The organism is Nonomuraea sp. N2-4H, from assembly GCF_045291505.1.
GTDB classification, from domain to species: Bacteria; Actinomycetota; Actinomycetes; order Streptosporangiales; family Streptosporangiaceae; genus Nonomuraea; species Nonomuraea fastidiosa.
Map to the genome: position 1 here is coordinate 8,763,965 of NZ_CP147987.1, position 17,110 is coordinate 8,781,074.

Sequence of the window (17,110 nt, forward strand, 5' to 3'; positions counted from 1 at the left end):
GAACTGAGATATGGCGCAGCCAGGTGACAGGCGGGGGGTGGCCTTCGCCGCCGTCGTCGTGGTCATCGCGGCGGTCGGCATCTACCTGACCATGTGGCCCGACTCGCCCGACCAGGAGGCGGCGGAGCCGGCGGCCCCCAGCGCCACCAGCACCGTCGTGGCGACCAGCACGCCGCTGGCGACCGCGAGCTCCGCGCCGTTCGACGTGTACGCGTACCTGCCGATGACCAAGGAGCAGCTCGCGGCGGCGGCGGATCTCGCCGAGCGGTTCACCGCCGAGTACGGCACCTTCCGCTACGACGAGGACCCGGCGGCGTACGCGGCCAGGCTCAAGGCGTACACCACGCCCGAGCTCGGCAACACGCTGGCCAGGACCCTCACGTCGGCGGGCACCGTCGAGCAGAACCACGACGACGAGATCGTCTCCACCGCCACCGCCCAGCTCAAGGAGATCAGGCAGGTCGAGAAGAACTCCATCGTGTTCGTCGTCACCGCCACCAGGCAGATCTCCGCCAAGAGCGGCGAGAAGCAGGCGAACGAGGAATACGCCGTCACGGTCAGCCAGTCCGGCAGCGACTGGCGGATCTACGACATCCTTCCGTCCACCGAGGGCCAGGAGGGAGACACCTCGGGGTGAAGCTCACACGAGGCCGCATCGCACTGCTCCTCGGCCTGGCCGGGTTACTGCTCCTGGCCGCGGTCGTCGTCTCGCCGCTGCTGCTCATGTCGATGCCGTCGTTCCTCAGCAACGGCGGCACCACCGTCGACTGCGAGGACCAGGTGCAGGTGGAGGAGGCGTCCGACTCGGCCACCTCCGACATCCCGCCCGAGTACTTGGAGCTGTACAAGGAGTACGGCAAGAAGATCGGCGTCCAGTGGAACGTGCTGGCCGCGGTGGGCAAGCGCGAGACCGACCACGGCCGCTCCAACCTGCCCGGCGTCAAGAGCGGCACCAACCACGCGGGCGCGGCGGGGCCGATGCAGTTCCTCATCTCCACGTGGGGCGGCAAGGCCAGGATCTCGATGTCGTCGAAGTTCAACGGCTACGCCTCCGACGGCGACGGCGACGGCATCGGCGACGTCTACAACCCGGCCGACGCCATCCTCGGCGCCGCCAAGATGCTCAAGCGCAACGGCGCGCCGGAGAACGTGCGGCGGGCGCTGTTCGTCTACAACCGCGCCTGGTGGTACGTCGACCAGGTCGAGGAGATCGCCAGGAAGTACGCCAAGTCGGGTGAGGTGAAGGTGCCGCCGCAGGCGACCGACGACTGCGACGACCCCCTCGTCGAGGCGGCGCCGAGCGACGTGGTGGCCAAGATCCTCCAGTACGCGCTGGCGCAGCGCGGCAAGCCGTACCTGTGGGGCGGCACCGGTCCCGACGCGTTCGACTGCTCCGGCGTCATCTACGCGGCCTACCGGGAGGCGGGGCTGTCGATCCCGCGTACGACGTTCGGTCAGTGGCCGTTCGGCGTACGCATCAAGGAGGGCGACGAGCAGCCCGGCGACCTGGTGTTCTTCAACTCCGGGCCCGGCACCTCGCCGGACAACCCCGGCCATGTCGGCCTCGTCGTCTCCAAGGGCAAGATGCTGGAGGCGCGCTGCCGGCTGTGCGGGCCCATCAAGGTCACCAGCTACATGGCCAGGCAGGACCGCGTCGGCTTCACCCGTCCCCTGCAGAACCCCGATGTGCAGGAGCAGCTGAAGAAGCTGCAGAATCCAGCGCTATGAGAACAGTCGTCGCCGCCGTCATCGTGGCTCCGGGCGGGCGGGTGCTGGCCGCGCAGCGCGCCGAACCCGCCGCGCTGGCGGGCGGCTGGGAGTTCCCCGGCGGCAAGGTGGACCCCGGCGAGAGCGACGAGGCGGCGCTCATCCGCGAGTGCCGCGAGGAGCTCGGGGTCGAGGTCACGGTCGGCCGCCGGGTGGGCGCCGACTGGCCGCTCGCCGAGGGGTACATCATGCGCGTCTGGCTCTGCTCGCTGGCCTCCGGCGAGCCCGTCGCCAAGGAGCACCTGGCGCTGCGGTGGCTCGGGCCGGGCGAGTACTACGACGTCGCGTGGCTTTCGGCTGATCTGCCCATCATGCGGGCGGTGGAGAACCTACTCCCGCAGGATTAGGACATCACCCTCTGTGACACAATCATAACTACTTGTCATTTGTCGTCGCGGTGGGGGAGTGGGAGCGATGCGGCGTGGGTGGATCGTCGCCGGCGTGCTGACCCTGGTGGCGGTGCCGTCCGTGCCCGTGGCGGCGGCCGGGGTGTCGCTGGTGCTCGAGCGGGTCAGCGGAGGCGAGGACGTCGGCAAGTGGGTCAGGACCGGGGACGTCCAGCGCTTCCGGGTGCGGCTGAACGGGATGGGCAAGGGCGCCAAGGTGGCGGTCGCGGCCAACCCGGTGGAGGCGCTGACCGAGGTTTCGTGTGCCGCCGATGCCCGAGCTGTGACCGGTGGCGGGCATGGGTCGGGCTCTCAGACGACGGGTTCCAGGGCTGCGGGCTCCGGAGCTGCCGGGGCGTCCGGTTCCGTGGCATCTGGTGCTGCGGCGTCTGGTTTTGCGGCGTCTGATTTTGCGGCGTCTGATTATGCGGCGTCTGATTTTGCGGTGGCGGGTGGCGGGCCGGCGGCCTCCGGGGTGGCGGGCTCCGAGGCGGTCGGTCCCAAGGCGGCGGGGAGGCTGGCGGCGCGGGCGCTGATCGCCGCCGGGGCGGCCGAGCCGACCGGTCCCGTGCCTCTGAGCGCGGCACTCGCCCCGTCCGCTCAGCAGGCCCTGCCGAGCGGTACGGCTTCCTCGGGCACGACGCTGGGCGAGCAGGCGTCCTCCGGCGCGAGCCTGCACGGGACGGCGGCCGGGGCGGGGGCGAGCGGGACCGTGCCCACCGGTCCGACTGCGGGTGCGACGGTGGCCGAGGGCGCGGTCGTGCCGGGCGCTCGCGTGTGCGCGCTGGGCAAGGTCTCCGGGACGAAGGCGGTCGACGTGACCGTGCGGGCGCCGGAGGGGTCCAAGCGCGTGGTGGTCGCGGCGGTGGCCAGGGTGCGGGACGGCGGGAAGCTGACGACCATGAGCAAGACGGCCGCCGTACGGGTGCGGGGGCCGATCACCGGTGACGCCGCCACCTTCAGCGGCCCCGCCCAGCGCCTGCCCGCCACCGCCGCACGAGCCGCCCAGGGCTCGCACCCGGCCCAGTCCGCCACCCCGCACAGGGACCTGACACGCGCGGCCGGGAGCCAGGCGGACGCGACACAGGCGGGCGGAACGCCCGCGAGAGCAGACGGAACGCCCGCCGGGCCAGGTGGAACACCCGCCAGGGCAGACGGAATGCCTGCGAGGGCAGGCGGAACGTCCGCGAGGGCGGCGCAACAGGGCGAGGCGCAGGCCGGCGCGACTCAGACGGGCGAGGCTCACACCGACGTGGCACGTACCGGACGGGCGCACGTCGCGGCGACTCCGCGCGACGCGGATCGCGACGTCTCGGGCGCGAAGCCCGGAAGGCGGACGCGCACGAGCACGGGCGCGTCACCAGGCAGGCGGACGCGCGCCGGTGCGGCGAACGCGAGACGAACCACGCGCGGCGGCGGAACGGCGAACGCCGGAAAACGCGCACGCGCCGACGCGGCGGCCTCGCCGGCCACCGGGCCCGCGACCACGACCGGTGACGCGGGCACGAAAGCGGCGAGCGGTGCGCACAGGGCTGCGGCCCGAGCGGCGGGGGACGCGAGCGCGGATGCGGCGAGCGGCGCGAACGGGGGCGCAGCGGCCCGAGCGGCGGAAGACGCGAGCGCGCAGAAGGACGTGGGCGCGGGTACCACCGGAAGCGTGAGCCCAGGGACGACCGGAGACGTGACGGGCGGAGCGCCGGGGCTGGTGTTGCCGGACGCCGCGCCCGGAGGGGCGGCCGGCACGGGGAGCGCGTCCGGCGACGTCACGGGTTCCGTGCCGGGCGTAGGCGGATGGCCCGGCGTGCCTGGTGCCGCTGGGGGTGGATGGGCTGCTGCGCCTGGTGGGGCGGGTGGTCAGCAGGCCGTCGCGCCCAGTGTCGCGCCGCCTGGGAGTACGGCGGGTGACGCCGGAGGTGCCGGGGCGTTGCCGGGAGGTGAAGCTCCGTTGCCGTGGGAAATGGGCGTACGGGCGAAGCCGGCGAAGCCAATCGCGTGGGTGAGCCCCATTGATGGCCCGAAGGCGTTTCCCCTGGTCGTGGCGGCCATCGGCGTTCTGATGTGCGGCTTGTGGCTCGTTGTCACGGTACAAAAACGAAGTAACCGGAGAAAGGTGCTCTAATTTCGTCTTTACTGTTACTTTGACCCGACTAGTATTCCCTTGACCAATGTTTCGGGAGTACGCGGAGGGCACCGGTGGCACGCACACGAGCGACAGCCGTGTCCGCTATCGTCCTTGCGCTCGGGCTGTCGGGTGCCGGTGCCGCGCCGTTCATCATGCAGAGCGCGAGCGCCTCCGTAGTCGCAGCCGACCCGGTCGAGCCGTGTGACGTGGGTCAGGTGTGCGATCTCGACCCGCCCGACGACGTCACCGTCACGGTCACCACCACCATCGGTGAGCCGCCACCGCCCGAGGAGGAGCAGGAGGCCCCGGCGACGACGGTCACCAAGACCGTCACCGCGAGCCCCGAGCCCACGACGACCAAGACGGTCACGGCGAAGCCGACCAAGACCACGAGCACGCCCACCCCGACCAAGCCGAGCACCCCGGCCACCACCCAGGCGCCGCCGCAGCAGCCGCTGCCCACGCAGCCGGACATCGAGGTCCCCCCGGTGACCCCGACGTCCAGCACGCCCACGCCTGACGCGGCGGTCGAGATGCCGACGGTCGCGCCGACCGACCCGGTCACCACCGCGCCGCCGCCCAGCCAGTCGCAGGCCGCCTCCACCGAGGAGGTACCGCTCGAGCTGCGGCAGGCCGCCCCCGAGTACGACCAGCGCACGCTGACGCAGAAGCTCAGCATCCCGGCGCTGGTGCTGGTGCTGCTGGCGCTGTTCGGTGTGCTCATCTTCGAGGGACGGCTGCGCAGGATGGCCCACGCGGCGGCCGTGCGGAAGGCGGGCCCGCAGCTGCCCCCGGACGCGCAGCCCATGCCGCCCGGCGGCTACCCGGCGGGCCCCGGCTACGCGACGGCGCACATCGCCGCCCCCGGCTACCCGGGCGGCACGGCGTACGCGCCCATCATCAGCTTCGTGCCGGTGCAGACGTTCCCGACCGCTCCGCCGCCCGGCTACCAGGACCCCAACCAGCCCTACCCGCACGGCTACGCGCAGGAGCCGGCGCCGCCCGCCGAGCAGCCGCAGGAACCGGTGGTGCTCGGCCCGGACCAGTTCGACTCCTACAGCGAGCCGCCGAAGTCCCGTGAGCGCGACCTGTTCGAGCCGGCGATCCCGCCGGAGCCGCCGGCCTCGGACATTCCGCCGGGCGGGGCCGGCCCGTTCGATCCTGACAAGGACCAGCCGCTCGGGCCGGCCTCGGCTGCGGAGCCGGGTGACTCCGAGCCGTGGCAGCAGCACCAGCGCGGGCTGTTCGAACCGGCCAAGGAGTACGAGCCGCCTCCCTACCTGCCGGCCGACGGGGAGGCGACGACCGTGCAGCCCGTTGCGCAGCAGCCCCAGCCGGAGCCGCCGCAGGCTCAGGCGGAAGAGCAGCAGCAGGAGGCGCAGCAGCAGGACGCGACCCAGGTGATGCCAGAGGCCGGCGCCAAGCGCCGCCTCTTCGGCAGGAAGAAGAAGTAGCGTCCCGCCGCCTCTTCCACGGCAAGCAGCGAAAGCGAAGGGCCGGAAGCCCCAGTCGGGGTTCCGGCCCTTCGCCTTGTACGAGACCCTTCGTCTGGTACGCGGCGGCCCATGCGCGGGCCCGGCGGGCGAGCCACGTGGGCGGCCCGCCGGGATCGCGGCGGCCCTGCGGCTACGGCTTGGTGGTGCCGGAGCTCGCGCCGCGCTTGAAGATCTTGTTGCCCAGCCACACCAGCGGGTCGTACTTGCGGTCCACCACGCGCTCCTTCATCGGGATCAGCGCGTTGTCGGTGATCTTGATGTGCTCGGGGCAGACCTCGGTGCAGCACTTGGTGATGTTGCAGTAGCCGAGCCCGTGGTCCTGCTGCGCGGACTCCTTGCGGTCGGCCACGTCGTACGGGTGCATGTCCAGCTCGGCGATCCGCATGAGGAAGCGGGGACCGGAGAAGTTGGTCTTGTTCTCCTCGTGGTCACGGATGACGTGGCAGACGTTGTTGCACATGAAGCACTCGATGCACTTGCGGAACTCCTGCGAGCGCTCGACGTCCACCTGCTTCATCCGGTATTCGCCCGGCCGGACGTCGGCGGGCGGTGTGAAGGACGGGATCTCCCGGGCCTTCTGGTAGTTGTAGGACACGTCGGTGACGAGGTCCTTGATGACGGGGAACGTCCGCATCGGCGTGACCGTGATGGTCTCGTCCTCTGAGAAGGTGGACATCCGGGTCATGCAGCCGAGCCGCGGCTTGCCGTTGATCTCCATGCTGCACGAGCCGCACTTGCCGGCCTTGCAGTTCCACCGTACGGCGAGGTCGGGTGCCTGGGTCGCCTGGAGGCGGTGCAGGATGTCGAGGACGACCTCGCCCTCGTTCACTTCGACCGTGAAGTCCTCGAGCCTGCCCTCGCCGCCCTCACCGCGCCAGACCTTGAACTTTGCCTTGTAGCTCATGACGTCTTCGCTATCCTGTCGAATTCGGCCATCTCTTCGTCGGTGAGGTACTTCTTCAGCTCGTCACGGTCGAACAGGGTGATGAGGTCGTCGCGCATCGGCGGCTGGACCTTCACCTCCACGTTGATCGTCGAGCCGTCCTCGGTGGAGCAGACGAGCAGCTTGCGGCGCCATTCCGGGTCCATCGCGGGGAAGTCGTCGCGGGTGTGACCGCCGCGGCTCTCCTCGCGCATGAGCGCGGCGCGTGCCACGCACTCCGACACCAGCACCATGTTGCGCAGGTCGATGGCGAGGTGCCAGCCGGGGTTGTAGATGCGCGAGCCGCCCGCGCCGACCATGCGGACGCGCTCCTTCAGCTTCTCGATCACACCGAGGGCCTCGGTGATCTCGTTGGCCTTGCGGATGATGCCGACCAGGTCGTTCATCGTCCGCTGGAGCTCGTGGTGCACCTCGTACGGGTTCTCGCCGCTGCGGCCGAGCGGCGCCAGCGCCTCCTCCTTCGCGGCATCGACCTGCTCGGCGGCGACCTTGGGCCGGGCGGGCAGCGAGTCGACGTACGCGGCCGCGCCCGCGCCCGCGCGGCGGCCGAAGACCAGCAGGTCGGACAGCGAGTTGCCGCCCAGCCGGTTGGAGCCGTGCATGCCGCCGGACACCTCGCCGGCCGCGAACAGGCCGGGCACGCAGGACGAGCCGGTGTCGGCGTCGACCTCGACGCCGCCCATGATGTAGTGGCAGGTCGGGCCCACCTGCATGGGCTCCGCGGTGATGTCGACGTCGGCCAGCTCCTTGAACTGGTGGTGCATCGACGGCAGCCGCCGCTTGATCTCCTCGGCGGGCAGCCGGGTGGAGACGTCGAGGAAGACGCCGCCCTGGGGGGAGCCGCGCCCTGCCTTCACCTCGGCGTTGATGGCCCTGGCGACCTCGTCACGGGGCAGCAGCTCCGGCGGGCGCCGGTTGTTGGCCTGGTCGGTGTACCAGCGGTCAGCCTCTTCCTCCGTGGTCGCGTACTTGTCCTTGAAGACCTCGGGGATGTAGTCGAACATGAAGCGCTTGCCCTCGGAGTTGCGCAGCACGCCGCCGTCGCCGCGGACGGACTCGGTGACGAGGATGCCGCGCACGGAGGGCGGCCAGACCATCCCGGTGGGGTGGAACTGGATGAACTCCATGTTGATGAGCTTCGCGCCGGCGAGCAGGGCCAGCGCGTGGCCGTCGCCGGTGTACTCCCAGGAGTTGGAGGTCACGACGTACGACTTGCCGATGCCGCCGGTGGCGAGGACGACGGCGGGCGCGTCGAAGAGCACGAAGTTGCCGCTCTCGCGCCAGTAGCCGAACGCGCCGGAGATCGCGTCGCCGTCCTTCAGCAGCCGCGTGATCGTGCACTCGGCGAAGACCTTGATGTAGGCCTCGTAGTCGCCGTGCTTTTCGTAGTCCTCCTGCTGGAGCGCGACGACGCGCTGCTGCAGGGTGCGGATGAGCTCCAGGCCGGTACGGTCGCCCACGTGTGCGAGCCGCGGGTACTCGTGACCGCCGAAGTTCCGCTGGCTGATCTTGCCGTCCTTGGTGCGGTCGAACAGCGCGCCCCACGCCTCCAGCTCCCAGACGCGGTCGGGAGCCTCCTTGGCGTGCAGCTCGGCCATCCGCCAGTTGTTGAGGAACTTGCCGCCCCGCATGGTGTCACGGAAGTGCACCATCCAGTTGTCGTCGGGGTTGACGTTGCCCATCGCGGCGGCGGCGCCGCCCTCGGCCATGACCGTGTGCGCCTTGCCGAACAGCGACTTGCAGACGATGGCCGTGCGCTTGCCCTGCTGGCGGGCCTCGATCGCGGCCCGCAGGCCGGCGCCTCCTGCGCCGATGACGACGACGTCGTACTCGTGGCGCTCGATGTTGTGCGTGTTTTCCACTTGAAAGCTGTCCTTACGCGTACGGGAAGGCGATGATGCCCTTGGCCACCAGGCGGACGTACAGGTCGGCACCCATGACCGAGAACATCGAGGCCCACGCGAGCTGCTGGTGCTTGGCGTTGAGCTTGGAGACGAACGTCCACGCCTTGTAGCGCAGCGGGTGGCGGGAGAAGTGGTTGAGCCGGCCCGCCGTGATGTGCCGGCAGGAGTGGCAGGAGATCGTGTAGGCGTTGATCAGCACCGCGTTGAGTATCAGGATCCAGGTGCCCAGGCCGAGCGGCTTGTGCACGAGCGCCAGCACCGCGTCGTAGGCCAGGACGAGGCCGATGACGATGGCCGCGTAGAAGAAGTAGCGGTGGATGTTCTGCAGGATGAGCGGGAAGCGCCGCTCACCGGTGTACTTGCCGTGCGGCTCCTGCACCGCGCAGGCGGGCGGCGACAGCCAGAACGAGCGGTAGTAGGACTTGCGGTAGTAGTAGCACGTGAGACGGAACCCGCCGGGCAGGCCCAGGATGAGCAGGCCGGGCGAGAGCGTGTACCAGTCGCCGATCGGCGCCCATCCGAACAGCTGGGCACCTTCCGGGCACGTCGCCGCCGCAAGGCACGGCGAGGCGAACGGGGCGATGTACGGATCGTAGAAGATGCTGTTGTCGATGATCGCCCATACGCCGTAGACGAGGAAGGAGGCGAGCCCGAGGAACGTCACGAGCGGGGCCAGCCACCATCTGTCTGTTCGCAGGGTGCGTACTCTGACTTGCGCACGCTGCCGTCGAACCGGAGCTTCGGGCGTCGTCTGGGTCATCGCGGACCTCTCCACCTCCCGCGGACCCTTCGCGCAGGGGGTCCGTGGTGTCGTTTCGCTGGGCGCGCTCACACGGCGGGATCCGCTCGGGCGCGCGTTGGTGGGGGATACGTTACGACGACAGGATCGTTTTTTGTGAGCGAGGTCACTCACTTTTTCGATGACTTGCTGTGATTCCCGTCACGTACCCGTGTCAGAGGCGCTGCCCCTGCGCCGGCAACTTAACCACCGTCACGAAAAAATCATCGATTTGCCGGACAACACGGATAAACTGCTCGAAATCTACTGGTTTTGTGACATAAGCATTGGCGTGGAGGCGGTAGCTCCGGAGAATGTCCTCCTCCGCCTCTGAGGTCGTCAGCACCACCACCGGGATCGTCCGCAGCACGGCGTCCGCCTTGACCTCACGCAGCACCTCCGTCCCGCTCATGCGCGGCAGGTTGAGGTCGAGCAGGATCAGGTCGGGGCGCGGCGCGTCCGCGTAGGCGCCCTCCCGCCGCAGGAACGCCATCGCCTGCTCGCCGTCGTTGACCACGCTGAGCCGGTTGCGCACCTTGTTGAGGTCGAACGCCTCCTTGGTCAGCAGGATGTCACCGGGGTCGTCCTCCACCAGGAGCACCTCGATGGGCCGCCATTCGTTCATCACGTGTCTCCCGCGGCGGGCAGCGTCCAGCGGAACGTGGCGCCGTGGCCGCCGGGCCCGGTCGCGTCGCCGTCGAGCCAGAGCCGCCCGCCGTGATACTCGACGATCTTCCGGCACAGCGCCAGCCCGATGCCGGTGCCGGGGTAGACGTCGCGGGCGTGCAGCCGCTGGAAGATGAGGAAGATGCGGTCGGCGTACTTGGGCTCGACCCCGATGCCGTTGTCGGAGCAGCGAAACTCCCACATGCCGCCGTCGCGCCTGACCCCGATGTGGACGCGCGGCGGCTCCTCGGAGCGGAACTTCACGGCGTTCTCGATGAGGTTCTGGAAGAGCTGGGTGAGCTGCGTCTGGTTCCCCAGGACCGTGGGCAGCTCGTCACGGGTGATCGTGGCCCCCGACTCCTCGATCGCGGCCGACAGGTTGTCCAGCGCCCGGTCCAGCGCCGCGCCCGACTCGGTCGGCGTGCGCCCGCCGGTGACCCTGCCCACCCGGGAGAAGTCCAGCAGGTCGTTGATGAGCGCCTGCATCCGCTTGGCGCCGTCCACGGCGAAGTGGATGTACTGCCTGGCCCGGTCGTCGAGCCGGTCGGCGTAACGCTGCTCCAGCATCTGGGTGAAGCTCGCCACCTTGCGCAGCGGTTCTTGGAGGTCGTGGCTGGCCACGTACGCGAACTGCTCGAGCTCGCCGTTGGACCGGCGCAGCTCCTCGGCCTGGTCCTGGGCCGTCCGCCAGCCCGACAGGATGCGGCCGCGCATGGAGTCGATGTGGCTGGACAGCTCGGCCAGCTCGGCGGGGCGGTCCACGTGCAGGTCGCGGTCGAAGTCGCCGGCGGCCACCGCGCGCACCTGGTCGGTGAGCTGATCGATGGGCTTGAGCACCGCGTACCTGACGACCAGCGCGAGGCCCGCGGCGCAGACCAGCAGCAGCACGAACACCACGATCAGCGCCACGATCAGCCGGTCTACCTGGTCGGCCACCTCGCGGCGCGGGTTCAGCTCGGCCGTGCGCGCGGCCATCGTCATCACCGTCGCCACCCCGGCGGCGAACGTCAGCCCGGCCAGCGCCCCGAACAGCAGGAACCAGCGGGCGACCGGCACCCGGCCGAGCCCGATCGGCTCCTTGGGGGAGGAAGCGGGTGGATGCTCACGTCTTCTTCCTCCTCAGCATGACCACGGCCAGGTCGTCGGTGAGGGTGCCGACCTGGCCGATCAAAGCGTCGAGGTCGGCGATGCCGTGCGCGCGTACCAGGCCGACCAGGCCCTCCACGCCGAGCATCCGGCCCTGCTCGTGCGCCGACGCCTCGATCAGGCCGTCGGTGTAGAGCATCATCGACCACTCCTCGCCCAGCGGCACGTCGATGACCGACCACGCGGCGTCGGGGAAGATGCCGAGCGGCGGCCCGGACGGCGTGCCGTCCACCACCTCGACCGTGCCCTCCCGCACCAGCACGGGCGGCGGGTGGCCGACCACGCGCATGGTGGCCTGGCGCAGATCGGGCGAGATCGTGGCCATGCACAGGGTGGTGAAGATCTCGGGCGCCTGGCGCTCGGCCCGCAGCAGCGCGTCCAGCGTGCGCAGCAGCGTGTCGCCGGTCTGCCCGGACAGCACCAGCGTGCGCCAGGCGATGCGCAGCGCCACGCCGAGCGCGGCCTCGTCGGGGCCGTGCCCGCACACGTCGCCGATCACCACGTGCACCGAGCCGTCGGGGGTCTGCACGGTGTCGAAGAAGTCGCCGGCCAGCGTGCCGCCGCTGCCGGGCAGATAGCGGGTGACGTGCTCGATCTCCCGCGTACGCAGCAGCGGATCGGGCAGCAGCGCGCCCTCCAGCCGCGCGTTCTCCTTGGCGGTCAGCTCCGCCTGGACGAGCTTGAGCTGCGCCACGTCGGCGCGCTTGCGCTCCATCGCGTACCGGATGGACCTGGCCAGCAGCCTCGCGTCCACGTCGCCCTTGACCAGGTAGTCCTGCGCGCCGGACTGCACGGCCGCGACGCCCACGTGGACGTCCCTGAGCCCGGTCAGCACCAGCACGGCGGTGAACGGCGCGAGCGCGATGACCTCCTCCAGCGCCTCCAGCCTGCTGGCGTCGGGCAGCGACAGGTCCACCAGCACGCACTGGATCTCGGGGGTCAGCTTCTGCCGCGCCTCGCTCAGGCTGCGCGCGCGGAAGATGCGGGGCGGCGCCGCCGCCTCCTTCAGCAGCTCTTCGACCAGGAAGGCGTCACCGTCGTCATCCTCGATGAGGAGCAACGTCAGCGTTTCGGAGAGATTGGCCGTCAAAACACCTCTTCGGGGAGTGCGGCGCCCAGGCGGTGCCCTTGGTGCTCATTCTGCGATGAGCTCGACCCCCTGCGGAAGCGTGCCGTCCCGGCCGGCCTCCACCACGTACGACAGCAGCGTCTGCCGGAACGCCTGCGCGGCGCTGGTCGGCTCCACGTCCTTGCGGTGCGCCAGCGCGATCGTCCTGCTCAGCCCCGGCGGCGCGAGCGGCGTGCCGCGCAGCCCCGGACGGCCGTCGAGCACCATCGACGGCACCACCGCCACGCCCAGCCCGGCCTCGACGAAGCGCAGCACCGCGTCCATCTCGCCGCCCTGCACCGCGAGCTGCGGCTCGAACCCGGCCTGCCGGCAGGCCGCGAGCGTCGCCTCGCGCAGGTCGTAACCGCGCCTGAACATCACCATCTGCCGGTTCCGCAGGTCTTCGATGTGCAGGTAGGGGCCCTTGAGCCGCTCGTGCACGGGCGCGACGACGACGAGGTTCTCACGCAGGATCTCCTCGGTGACCAGCGAGGGGTCGTCGCTCTGCAGCGGCATGATGATCAGCGACAGGTCGAGCTGCCCCCTGGCCAGCGCCTTGACCAGGTCACGTGAGCCGCCCTCCTCGACCAGCAGCTCGATGCCGGGGTACGAGCGGTGGAAGCGGGCGAGCGCGTCGGCCACCAGCCCGGCGCACAGCGAGGGCGTGGCGCCCAGGCGTACCCGGCCCCTGCGCAGCCCGGCGAGCTGGGCCACCTCCTGCCTGGCGGTGTCGGCGTCGGCCAGGATGCGGCGCGCCAGCGGCAGCAGCGCCTCACCCGCCGCCGTCAGCGTGACGTTGCCCCGGGCGCGGGAGAACAGCCGGGCCCCGAGATCCTCCTCCAGCGCCTTGATCTGCTTGCTCAGCGAGGGCTGCGCGACCCGCATGCGCTCGGCCGCCTGGGTGAAGTGCCGGGTCTCCGCGACCGCCACAAAGTACGCGAGCTGCTGGAACTGCATGTGATTTTCCTCGCATCCGCGCGTGACGGGAACTCCGAGAAAGCCTCATCTACCCGCATCATAGCCCTGAGCTATCGAAACCAGGTCCACGATGACTTGGACGGATCATTGCTGGATACCTAGCTTTTGGGATGTGACTGCCACGATAGAGCGCGGCTCCGCCACCGCGCCTGTTTCAGCCCCCAAGAAAACCCCGGCGGGCAAGAGGCCCGGCGGGTTCTTCAGTTCGTCCAACGGCAAGAAAGTCGTCATGGCCGTCACGGGCGCCGTGATGGTGCTCTTTCTCGTCGGCCATATGCTCGGCAACCTGAAGATCTTCTTCGGCCGTGAGTCCTTCAACGAGTACGCCCACGCGCTGCGCACGCTGCTCGAGCCCCTCGCGCCCTACCGCACGCTGCTGACCATCGTCGAGATCGTCCTCGTCGCCTCGGTCGCGCTGCACATGTGGGCCGCGATCTCGCTCTCCCGCCGCGCGGGCAAGGCCAGGCCGGTCAAGTACGTGACCAAGAAGTCCCAGGCGAGCGGCTACACCACGCACATCATGCGCTGGGGTGGCGTGACGATCGTGCTCTTCGTGATCTGGCACCTGCTCGACCTGACCTTCGGCGTCGTCAACCCCAAGGGCTTCGACTCCGAGCCCGCCGACCGGATGATCGCCGGCTTCGACGCCTCCCGGTGGTGGGTGACCCTGATCTACCTCGTCGCGGTCGTCATGGTCGGCCTGCACCTGCGTCACGGCATCTGGAGCGCCTTCCAGACGCTCGGCTGGGCCAACCGCAACCGCTACCGCGTCCTGCGCGCGACCGCCGGCGTCGTCTCGGCCCTGCTGGTCCTCGGCTTCGTGGCCCCGCCCCTCGCGATCACGTTCGGAGTAGTCAAGTGAAGTACACCGAAGGCCCCGAGATCCGGGACACCAAGGCTCCCTCCGGGCCCATCGAGGAGCGCTGGGAGAAGCGCAAGTTCAGCGCCCGCCTGGTGAACCCGGCCAACAAGCGCAAGCTCAACGTGATCGTCGTCGGCACCGGCCTGGCGGGCGGCTCCGCCGCCGCCACCCTCGGCGAGCTGGGCTACAACGTCAAGTCCTTCTGCTACCAGGACTCGCCGCGCCGCGCCCACTCCATCGCCGCCCAGGGCGGCATCAACGCCGCCAAGAACTACCGCGGTGACGGCGACTCGATCTACCGGCTCTTCTACGACACCGTCAAGGGCGGCGACTTCCGCTCCCGCGAGTCGAACGTCTACCGCCTCGCCCAGGTCTCGGTGAACATCATCGACCAGGCCGTGGCGCAGGGCGTGCCGTTCGCCCGCGAGTACGGCGGCCTGCTCGACACCCGCTCCTTCGGCGGCGCCCAGGTCTCCCGCACCTTCTACGCCCGCGGCCAGACGGGCCAGCAGCTCCTGCTGGGCGCGTACCAGGCGCTCGAGCGGCAGATCGCGGCCGGGACCGTCACCATGTACGCCCGCCACGAGATGCTCGACCTGATCGTCTCCGACGGCCGGGCGCGCGGCATCATCGTGCGCGACATGGTCACCGGCGAGATCGAGCGGCACTTCGCCGACGCCGTCGTGCTCGCCACCGGCGGCTACGGCAACGTCTTCTACCTGTCGACGAACGCCAAGGGCTGCAACACCACCGCCATCTGGCGGGCCCACGAGCGCGGCGCGTACTTCGCCAACCCCTGCTTCACGCAGATCCACCCGACCTGCATCCCGGTGTCGGGCGAGTACCAGTCGAAGCTCACCCTCATGTCGGAGTCGCTGCGCAACGACGGCCGCGTCTGGGTGCCGAAGCGCAAGAACGACACCCGCGCCCCCGGCGACATCCCGGAGGAGGAGCGCGACTACTACCTGGAGCGCATCTACCCCGCCTTCGGCAACCTGGTGCCGCGTGACATCGCCTCCCGCGCCGCCAAGAACGTCTGCGACGAAGGCCGCGGCGTCGGCCCCGGCGGGCTCGGCGTCTACCTCGACTTCCGCGACGCCATCAACCGGCTCGGCCGCGAAGCCGTCGAGAAGAAGTACGGCAACCTCTTCGAGATGTACGAGCGCATCACCGGCGAGAACCCGTACGACGTGCCGATGCGCATCTACCCCGCCGTCCACTACACGATGGGCGGCCTGTGGGTGGACTACGACCTGCAGTCCACCATCCCCGGCCTGTTCGTCATCGGCGAGGCCAACTTCTCCGACCACGGCGCCAACCGCCTCGGCGCGTCCGCCCTCATGCAGGGCCTCGCCGACGGCTACTTCGTGCTGCCGACCACCATCGGCGACTACCTCGCCGACGGCCCGTTCGGCGACGTGGACGAGGAGGCCGTGGCCGAGGCCGAGATCCGCGTCCGCAGCAAGATCGACCGGCTCATGTCCGTGAACGGCACCAGGACGCCCGACTCCTTCCACCGCGAGCTCGGCAAGCTCATGTGGGACTACTGCGGCATGGAGCGCACCGAGGAGTCGCTGCGCAAGGCCCTCGAGCGCATCCCCGAGCTGCGCGAGGAGTTCTGGAACAACGTCAAGGTGACCGGCACCGCCGAAGAGCTCAACCAGGTGCTGGAGAAGGCCGGCCGGGTGGCCGACTTCTTCGACCTGGCCGAGCTCATGTGCCTGGACGCCCTCGTCCGCACCGAGTCCTGCGGCGGCCACTTCCGCGCCGAATCCCAGACCGACGACGGCGAGGCGCTGCGCGACGACGAGAACTTCGCGCACGTGTCCGCCTGGGAGTACACCCCCGACGGGCCGGTCCTGCACAAGGAACCGCTCGAGTACGAGTACGTCAAGATGACCCAGCGGAGCTACAAGTGAACCTGACCCTACACGTCTGGCGTCAGAAGGGCCCTTCGGACGAGGGTCGCATGGTGACGTACAAGGTTGAGGACGTCTCCCCGGACATGTCGTTCCTGGAGATGCTGGACGTGCTCAACGAGCGCCTCATCCTCGAAGGCGACGACCCGATCGCCTTCGACCACGACTGCCGCGAGGGCATCTGCGGCATGTGCGGCATGGTCATCAACGGCGTACCCCACGGCGAGCAGCGCGCCACCACGACGTGCCAGCTCCACATGCGCCACTTCGAGGACGGCGCCGAGATCACCATCGAGCCGTGGCGCGCCGCGCCGTTCCCGGTCGTCAAGGACCTGGTGGTGGACCGCAGCGCGTTCGACCGCATCATCCAGGCGGGCGGCTTCGTCTCCGTACCGGCCGGGTCGGCGCCCGACGCCCACAGCATCCCGGTCCGCAAGGAGGACGCCGACGCCGCCTTCGACGCGGCCACCTGCATCGGCTGCGGCGCCTGCGTGGCGGCCTGCCCCAACGGCTCGGCCTCCCTCTTCGTCGCCGCCAAGATCACCCACCTCGGCCTGCTTCCGCAGGGCCAGCCCGAGCGCCTGTCCCGCGCCAAGGCCATGGTGGATCAGATGGACGCCGAGGGCTTCGGCGGCTGCACGAACACCGGCGAGTGCACCGCCGTCTGCCCGAAGGGGATCCCGCTGGACGCGATCGCGCGGATGAACAGCGACTACCTGAAGGCGAACTCCAAGTAGCCCTTTTCGCGTAAGGGGTGGGTGGGCCTGGCTCCACCCACCCCTTGCCCTTTTTCCGTGGTCGCCTGGCTGATTCCCGCCCTTGGTCCAAAGGGCTTCGCTTTGGGGGCGCTTGGCGCCGGGTGGGCAAAGGCTGTTTTGTTCTGTGGCGCCTGTCGGCGCACGCCTTCGGCTGGTGGTTCATTCCACCCCGTTGCCCGCCGATGCGGTGGGCCTGCGATGCCCACCCCGGACCGCGGGAGCGTCCCTTCGGAGGTGACCGGGGGAGTCCCTGCCGGTGTGGGCTGGGGGTGTTTCT

Annotated in this window: 15 protein-coding genes; 7 read left to right on the top strand and 8 right to left on the bottom strand. The window is 70.0% G+C overall.

The genetic code is table 11. From position 1 onward, the window contains the following. The first annotated feature begins 10 nt into the window (after positions 1–10). Genes WBK31_RS40575 through WBK31_RS40585 form a run of 3 tightly spaced genes read left to right on the top strand, consistent with a single transcriptional unit; the run spans position 11 to position 2,114 of the window. Positions 11–637 (top strand): hypothetical protein, encoded by a 627-nt coding sequence (locus tag WBK31_RS40575; protein WP_364068896.1) that lies wholly within the window; start codon positions 11–13, stop codon positions 635–637. Beyond that, entirely contained in the window at positions 634–1,728 is a 1,095-nt protein-coding gene (locus WBK31_RS40580) for a bifunctional lytic transglycosylase/C40 family peptidase (RefSeq protein WP_364068898.1), read from the top strand. Before WBK31_RS40575 ends, WBK31_RS40580 begins: the two co-directional genes overlap by 4 nt. Continuing rightward, positions 1,725–2,114: a (deoxy)nucleoside triphosphate pyrophosphohydrolase gene (locus WBK31_RS40585; protein WP_406674118.1), complete on the top strand. Its 390-nt coding sequence runs from the start codon at positions 1,725–1,727 to the stop codon at positions 2,112–2,114. The genes WBK31_RS40580 and WBK31_RS40585 overlap by 4 nt, the downstream gene beginning before the upstream one ends. Before the next feature lie 639 nt (positions 2,115–2,753). Here WBK31_RS40585 and WBK31_RS40590 read toward each other — a convergent pair. Then, on the bottom strand, positions 2,754–3,188 hold the full coding sequence (locus WBK31_RS40590; RefSeq protein ID WP_364068902.1) for a hypothetical protein: 435 nt from the start codon (positions 3,186–3,188) through the stop codon (positions 2,754–2,756). A gap of 1,182 nt (positions 3,189–4,370) precedes the next feature. Here WBK31_RS40590 and WBK31_RS40595 point away from each other — a divergent pair. Next, positions 4,371–5,729, top strand: a complete 1,359-nt coding sequence (locus WBK31_RS40595; protein ID WP_364068904.1) for a hypothetical protein — start codon at positions 4,371–4,373, stop codon at positions 5,727–5,729. Between the two features lie 172 nt (positions 5,730–5,901). On the opposite strand, the gene WBK31_RS40600 is transcribed toward WBK31_RS40595, so the two are convergent. The 7 genes from WBK31_RS40600 to WBK31_RS40630 form a co-directional block, all read right to left on the bottom strand. Then, positions 5,902–6,675, bottom strand: coding sequence for a succinate dehydrogenase/fumarate reductase iron-sulfur subunit (locus WBK31_RS40600; RefSeq protein WP_364068906.1), 774 nt, complete (start codon positions 6,673–6,675; stop codon positions 5,902–5,904). Further along, positions 6,672–8,576 carry a fumarate reductase/succinate dehydrogenase flavoprotein subunit gene (locus WBK31_RS40605; RefSeq protein WP_364068908.1) on the bottom strand — a complete coding sequence of 635 codons (1,905 nt, stop codon included), beginning with the start codon at positions 8,574–8,576 and terminating at the stop codon, positions 6,672–6,674. Before WBK31_RS40605 ends, WBK31_RS40600 begins: the two co-directional genes overlap by 4 nt. Positions 8,577–8,589: 13 nt before the next feature. Beyond that, positions 8,590–9,378, bottom strand: coding sequence for a hypothetical protein (locus WBK31_RS40610; RefSeq protein WP_364068910.1), 789 nt, complete (start codon positions 9,376–9,378; stop codon positions 8,590–8,592). Between the two features lie 193 nt (positions 9,379–9,571). Next, the gene (locus WBK31_RS40615) at positions 9,572–10,021 is read right to left on the bottom strand and encodes a response regulator (protein WP_364068912.1); all 450 of its coding nucleotides are present in this window, start codon (positions 10,019–10,021) and stop codon (positions 9,572–9,574) included. Beyond that, complete coding sequence (locus WBK31_RS40620) at positions 10,021–11,118, bottom strand: ATP-binding protein (RefSeq protein WP_378785205.1); 1,098 nt, start codon at positions 11,116–11,118, stop codon at positions 10,021–10,023. The genes WBK31_RS40615 and WBK31_RS40620 overlap by 1 nt, the downstream gene beginning before the upstream one ends. A 46-nt stretch (positions 11,119–11,164) precedes the next feature. Continuing rightward, positions 11,165–12,298, bottom strand: coding sequence for a fused response regulator/phosphatase (locus WBK31_RS40625; protein ID WP_364068916.1), 1,134 nt, complete (start codon positions 12,296–12,298; stop codon positions 11,165–11,167). A 45-nt stretch (positions 12,299–12,343) separates the two neighbouring features. Further along, entirely contained in the window at positions 12,344–13,273 is a 930-nt protein-coding gene (locus WBK31_RS40630; RefSeq protein ID WP_364068918.1) for a LysR substrate-binding domain-containing protein, read from the bottom strand. Between the two features lie 133 nt (positions 13,274–13,406). Between WBK31_RS40630 and WBK31_RS40635 the strand changes: the two genes are divergently transcribed. From WBK31_RS40635 to WBK31_RS40645, 3 genes are read left to right on the top strand one after another with little or no spacing between them, the layout of a single operon-like run. Continuing rightward, entirely contained in the window at positions 13,407–14,156 is a 750-nt protein-coding gene (locus WBK31_RS40635; RefSeq protein WP_364068920.1) for a succinate dehydrogenase cytochrome b subunit, read from the top strand. Further along, a complete protein-coding gene (locus tag WBK31_RS40640; RefSeq protein ID WP_364068922.1) occupies positions 14,153–16,075 on the top strand; it encodes a fumarate reductase/succinate dehydrogenase flavoprotein subunit in 1,923 nt (640 codons plus the stop codon). Before WBK31_RS40635 ends, WBK31_RS40640 begins: the two co-directional genes overlap by 4 nt. After that, on the top strand, positions 16,072–16,812 hold the full coding sequence (locus WBK31_RS40645; protein WP_364068924.1) for a succinate dehydrogenase/fumarate reductase iron-sulfur subunit: 741 nt from the start codon (positions 16,072–16,074) through the stop codon (positions 16,810–16,812). The genes WBK31_RS40640 and WBK31_RS40645 overlap by 4 nt, the downstream gene beginning before the upstream one ends. Positions 16,813–17,110 lie beyond the last annotated feature (298 nt).